Consider the following 5701-nt stretch of genomic DNA (forward strand, 5'->3'; position numbering starts at 1 on the left):
TTGCCGCTGCCTGCGCGGGGCTGCTATAATGCGCGGCTTCGTTCCTCCCTTCCCCGATAGCTCAGTCGGTAGAGCGACGGACTGTTAATCCGCAGGTCCCTGGTTCGAGCCCAGGTCGGGGAGCCAATATCCATGCGGGTTCCGGCGATTTCGCCGGGCCCGCGCCGTTCCGCAAAAGCCCGCGCGTTCCGCAATTCTGTGGATCATTTGGTTGGCGTGACCTTCGCGCCGGCCCGTTTGCGCACGTAGACCTCGGTCATCTTCAGGTTCTTGTGGCCGAGCTGCTGCTGAGCTTGCCGCATGTCCGTGGCATCGGACTTGTCGGTGCCGGCCTTGGCCCGTAGATCGCGAAACTGGAACTGCCGCACTGCGGCCGCTTCCTCTTCCCGGTCGGCATCTTCGAGAATCTTTGCTGCGCGCTTTCTTGCATCCTCGAAGCGGTTATCCAGCGCCGAAGCCGACAGCGGCTGACCTTCCTCATTGCGGATGAGCGCAAGGCTGGTCACCTTGTACGTGCGTCCCTGGATCCGTTCCACCAGGGCGGCAAGCTCGCCTTCTATTGCCATGCGCAACTTCGCGTTCGTCTTACCCTGGGTGAGCCAGAGAAAGCCGTCACGGATGTCCTTCAATCGCATTTTCAATACGTCGCTGGGCCGCTGGCCTGTGAGGTACGCGAGGTCCATGGCATCGCGCGTCGGCCAGTCCGCAGCATCCCACACGGCCTTGTAAGTTTCGTCTTCGACGTACACGTCGCGACCGTGCTCCGTATATCCCTTGATCCCGGCACAGGGATTGGCAGCCGACGTGTAGCCCCACTCGCGGGCCTTGTTGAAGATATGAGAGAACAGCGCCTTCTCGCGGTTTGCGCGGACCGGGGCGTCCTTGCGCCACTTCATGTATTCCGCAATATGCTGCGGAGCGATCTGCTCGATGGGCGCCGGCGGATTATCGAAGAAGACAAGCAGGTTTGACAGCTCCTTCAAGTTGTCGCGTTGCGTACGCGGCGCCTTGGTTGGCAAGACTTCGCGTTGGTAGCGTTCAGCAACGTAGCGGAACGTCGCGATTTCCACATGCCGAGGCCGAGCGTCAATTTCAATCTCAGCCCACTTCTTCACTGCCAAAGCGTAGTCGCTGCCGAGCGGAATCTCGTGACGTGGCGTTCCACCCTTGTCGTAATAGTAGTACGTGCGGCCGCTCGCCAATGTGCGTGCGCGTAGCCGCGATGGAAGGTTGAAATGCTTGGTAGGACGGCGGCCCATGGCAAATTTATCTAGGCGCGCCCTTGAGTATCGAGCACTGAGGGGCTCCAAGTGCGTGGCGGCGCCACCTCGGCCCTTCCTTCAATGGCAGCACGTGTGACCACGGGACGACCGCATCCGTTAATGAAGAACGCAACACCCATACGCCTCAACTGCTCGATCTGGCGCGCTTTTCTCTGAAAGCCGGTCAGCAATGCAATCTCGTCGCGGTCGAGAAACGCCGGCGGTTGGCGTTTCGTCGATGCGCGGTCATGCAAAGCTCCAGGCCGGGAAGCAGCACGACGGTCCATGGCCCTTGTACCCCGAGTTTGTTCGCGGGCGCGGCGACCGCCGCGCGCATCCGCTCTAAACTCGGGTAGCCACGAATGGACCCGTTTGTGTCTTCGCTGACTGCTCTGCCAGCGAGCCCGCGCCGGTTTTCGACGTGGTTCGAGCGTACCAAAAAAAATTGGCATGATGCGGATGCGTCAGCGCAATATCTCGGCCGAAGCGCCGCGACATGTCGTCGGCCGGGCCGGCCGGCCGACCCCGCACATGGGGCGGGGCAAGCGACGCATGTCGCGGGTTCGCGTCTGCGATCTTCGAGAGTTCGTTGGTCTACATGAACGTGAGCATGATCGTCGGCGATTTCACCAACGCGACGAATTCGGAAGGGCGATGTCAGAGTGGGACTTCGGGCATACCACTCGAATTCGCCCCATTCGCAGCCTGAGGAGTCACAGTGACGCGTCACTGTGACGGTCTCGTAGTCGGATTTCTGCACAGGCGGGTACAGCCTACGTACGAGGCGTCACAGTAGGGCGTCACTGTGACGCCGTACGATCCAGGACCCGCAGCATATTGCGAGGGCAGCAACGCATGTACAGGAGGGGCGCTGCGGAAACCGCCAACAGTCCCTACTCGTCGTCCGTCATAAGACCACGGACCAGACCTGATGCGCGCTCGCGGTTGCCGGTGTCCTGCGCTTCGTCGCGGAAATGCAACGGTTCGCGTCACACCCACAGACCAACCACTGGGAATGTCGTAACAGGTACGCCGCCCGTAGTACATTGATCTTGCAAAGTCGATCGGCCGCGCCTTCGTGCGCTTGGCCTTGGCCAGCAGCTCGGGCATTCGCTTCGAGGGTTGGCATAAATGGCAGGAGCCGCCTCACATGAGGCGTGCGTGATCACGGGCGGCCATGAGCGCCCGGCTGTTTCGCGCGTTCTGCCGTCATCGCGAACTCGATTCGCGAAGTTGATCGACAACGAGGCCGACTTTGCAGAAGACAGACGTAGCAGAAGTACCGAACTCCGAAGCCGCACTTCCCGATGTGCAGGCGGAACCTTCGGTACCCGAAGTGAATGACACCAATGAGGACAAGCACCTCGCTCAAGAACATCGTCTAAAGAAGATGGTTGCCTATGTTCGGGAGAAGCCCAAGACGGCTGGTGTTTCCGCGCGAAAAGGCTCGACCGTCCGGATGAAACGCTTCCGAGCCAACAAGAACGCTCAGGGATTTGTCCAGGCGTACGTGCCCGCTGACGTACTTGACATCGCAAAGAGTGAAGATTGTGGCTGGGAGACGATGCGGGTAGCAATCGCAATCGGCCGCCGCGTGCTCGCTCTACGTGGCTGGCGCGCCAAGTTCGTCGCCATGCTACTGCCTCGTGGTGAGGGACTTCGATGGCCTGAGCGATAGACTGCGGTGGGTTGGTAATGCCCTTCGCGCCTCTGACTGTGGCAGGTAGCAGGTGGCAGGCGGCAGGTGGCAGGTAGGAGACAACGAACGGAAGGGCCGAAGGTCGCAGTGACACGAATTTCGTGCTGGCGTTGGAAGACTAGCGCCCACCTCTGCGCCGACCTCCGCATGGCGATTGTCCTTTCCTGATAAGCCAACCTGCTGCCGACCTCCCAGGTCGGCAGCAGGGGTTTGACCTGCGACGCGACCGTGTCGCCCTCCAGCGCCGCGCGTGTCCCTTGCCGCGCCTACGCACGGGGTCTGTTTGCGGTCGGGCGGTCGGCCCGCCCGAGGACGCGCGGCGCCCCGGTGCCTTCGTGCTGCGACTCGTGCGGTGGCCGCGTTGACTAGGATGGACTGACAGTACGCCCGTTGCGGCGCTGCTGGACGTGCCACCTGTGTAGGCCGGGATTGGCTATCCCGTTGGTCATCAACGGGAGATGAGTTTCTTCATCAACTGGATGAAGAGCCCTACAACTTGCTCCATGCGCGAGATGTCTTCCATCGCGCGGGCCTGCCACCGCCCGTCGCTTCCGAGCCACTCGATTATGGTTTCGTCTGCATGCGCACGGAAGCGACAATCGACATGTGTGATACGTGTGCACGCCGCGCACATGCCGTTCGCGGCTACTGTGACCACGTGCGGCAGCGAATTGACTACGCGGCCCCGGACGGCAGTCCCCGAAAGTCGTCCGCCGCATCCGTCGCACACGATTTGCACGGCAGGAATTGACTTCCCGTTTACCAAGGTCAGGGGAAAATGGGTATAGAGTGGCCCATCTCGTTCGAAGTCACGCCGCCAGCCTTCGGCTTCGATGCGCGTTTGCGCATCATCATCGCGTTGGTGTGCCATCCCGGGGTTCCTAAATCGACTCACGGTGCGGAGCGGACAGTAGTCCTACCCGTCCGCCGCGCGAACCGCCGCCCGACTCCGTGCTCATCCTGTCGCGGAACTCAGTGAAAGGTCGGGCCGCGCTTGTTACGGCGCGTGTGGCCGTTACACACCGGCTTGCCCTTGCAGCCCGGGCAGCGAGACCGCACGTGAAGCTTGCCGACGCGGCGCGTGAAGCGGCCACCGCAGGCGAGGCGAATGACCGGAACAGCAGTCTGATTGTTCTTGTACTTGGCCTGCGCCTCGTCGTCGCCCCACCCAAGGTGCAAGCCGATGCTCTTGAGGCGCGCCCTGAGCGCGGGGATCGTGAGTCGGCGAGCTTGAGCGCGGAGCTTGACGCCTTCAATCGGGCACCAGGTACCGCCGAGCACGTTGTTGATCTGGGCGTCCCAGCGATGGCCGAGACTGCATTCGAACACAGCGTTGTTGTCGTCGGTGATGGAGACGACTCGGCCTCCCTTGGAAGCTGCGAGCCGACGAAGGCGCCGGATGCGCGTGCTTCCCGCGAACATCGGTTCGATGAGCCGCTGCCAGCCGGCGCGGTCCAGCGCTTGGAGATCCTTGACTGCCGCCTCGAATGCACCGTCGAGGCGCGCAGCAGGAAGGGCAGCGCGGACGGCCGACACGATGGTCGCGACAACGTCCTTGGAACGCGCGTATCCGTACCCGCGGATGCTGATGTCGGGGATGACGATCAGCGTGGCCTGTCCGGCACAGGCCCATACCTTGATGGCGTCGTACTTCGTCCCCAACACGTGCTTCCGGTGCGCGGCCTCGACGTTGGGACGCCCATCCGCGGTGTTGTTACGAACAACGGGCTCGTAGTGCTGGGGGCCCTGATGTTCGAAGGCGATGCGTTCCGCCTCGGACCAGCCATCGAAGCGGAGGACGCCCGCGAGACCGGCCTCCTCGGACGCCTTGGCAAGGAAGGCTGGTGTGTGCTCGGGCATGAACTGAACGCTCAGCAGGCGTTCGAGAATCACCTTGCACAGGGCATTCGCCCGCGACCCGGCGCAATGCGGGCACCAACGTCCACGACTGGCATCACTCTGGCTCATCGAGAACTCGTGTCCCTGCGCGCACTTCCATTGCAGCGGCGTTGCGTTGTTCTCGTATGAAGCGGACAGAAGCTTGCCGCCACGCTGGCGCGCCAGCTCGGCCGCCGCCGAAACGTCGAGGGCGCGGCGCGCTGCCGCCGCCTGGCGATTGCATCCGCACGCAAGCCGGCCGCGGGTCAGCTTGGCTGCTGATCCCCGAAACACCTTTCCGACGCCGCGACAGTCGGGGTCGTCGTGCATGTAGGTGAGCTTCGACCTTTGGTTTTCATAGGTGCCCCAGACCAAGAGCTTGTTGTCCCTGCAGACCCGCTTGAGGTCGGCCACGGCGCCGTCGCGTTTGGCGGTGTTGCTCGCGAAGGCCGCGCGCATGCGCGGCCCGCGGCTCACGGTCACGGCCCATCCGCCACCACCGGGGAAGCGTTCAAGGTCTGCCGGGAGGGCCACCAGGACGAAGGGGGACTGCGCGCCGTACATCAGGTGAATGGCGCTGGGGATCGGCTTCGGTTTCGACATTTTTCATCTCCTTAAGCCGCAGTTCCGTTGGGCACGGGGTGCGCGCAAGCGCCGTCCGTGCGATGATCGGCTGTACAAAGAGTCGGTGGGCGATATATGCGGCACATATCGTCCACTAGTGAATTATCCCACGTCCTTGGGAGGAATGCAACATGGCCAGTCCACGGGCCAAATCGGACGCGGCCTCGCGCCTGCGTCAGGCCGGTGCCGCCACCCAGCGCTACCCCAAGGCGGACTTCGCCCGGTTCTGCAGCAAGGA

The 5701-nt window shown here is 62.7% G+C and carries 5 protein-coding genes and 1 tRNA gene; 2 read left to right on the top strand and 4 right to left on the bottom strand.

What is annotated here, in order from left to right; all coding sequences use genetic code 11:
- Positions 1-50 precede the first annotated feature (50 nt).
- Positions 51-126: transfer RNA gene (locus K1Y02_24795), tRNA-Asn, on the top strand.
- Positions 127-203: 77 nt separating this feature from the next.
- Here K1Y02_24795 and K1Y02_24800 read toward each other — a convergent pair.
- Both K1Y02_24800 and K1Y02_24805 read right to left on the bottom strand, forming a co-directional pair.
- Positions 204-1259 (bottom strand): tyrosine-type recombinase/integrase, encoded by a 1056-nt coding sequence (locus K1Y02_24800; GenBank protein ID MBX7259600.1) that lies wholly within the window; start codon positions 1257-1259, stop codon positions 204-206.
- An 11-nt stretch (positions 1260-1270) separates the two neighbouring features.
- Positions 1271-1549, bottom strand: a complete 279-nt coding sequence (locus tag K1Y02_24805; GenBank protein MBX7259601.1) for a DUF4224 domain-containing protein — start codon at positions 1547-1549, stop codon at positions 1271-1273.
- 968 nt (positions 1550-2517) lie between these two features.
- On the opposite strand from K1Y02_24805, the gene K1Y02_24810 reads away from it, so the two are divergent.
- A complete protein-coding gene (locus K1Y02_24810) occupies positions 2518-2940 on the top strand; it encodes a hypothetical protein (protein ID MBX7259602.1) in 423 nt (140 codons plus the stop codon).
- A 469-nt stretch (positions 2941-3409) separates the two neighbouring features.
- Here the strand turns inward: K1Y02_24810 and K1Y02_24815 are convergent, their stop codons facing one another.
- Both K1Y02_24815 and K1Y02_24820 read right to left on the bottom strand, forming a co-directional pair.
- Positions 3410-3832, bottom strand: a complete 423-nt coding sequence (locus tag K1Y02_24815) for a hypothetical protein (GenBank protein ID MBX7259603.1) — start codon at positions 3830-3832, stop codon at positions 3410-3412.
- Between the two features lie 101 nt (positions 3833-3933).
- Entirely contained in the window at positions 3934-5442 is a 1509-nt protein-coding gene (locus tag K1Y02_24820; protein MBX7259604.1) for a hypothetical protein, read from the bottom strand.
- Positions 5443-5701: the final 259 nt, after the last annotated feature.

The sequence above is a fragment of the Candidatus Hydrogenedentota bacterium genome, assembly GCA_019695095.1.
Classification (GTDB): Bacteria; Hydrogenedentota; Hydrogenedentia; order Hydrogenedentales; family SLHB01; genus JAIBAQ01.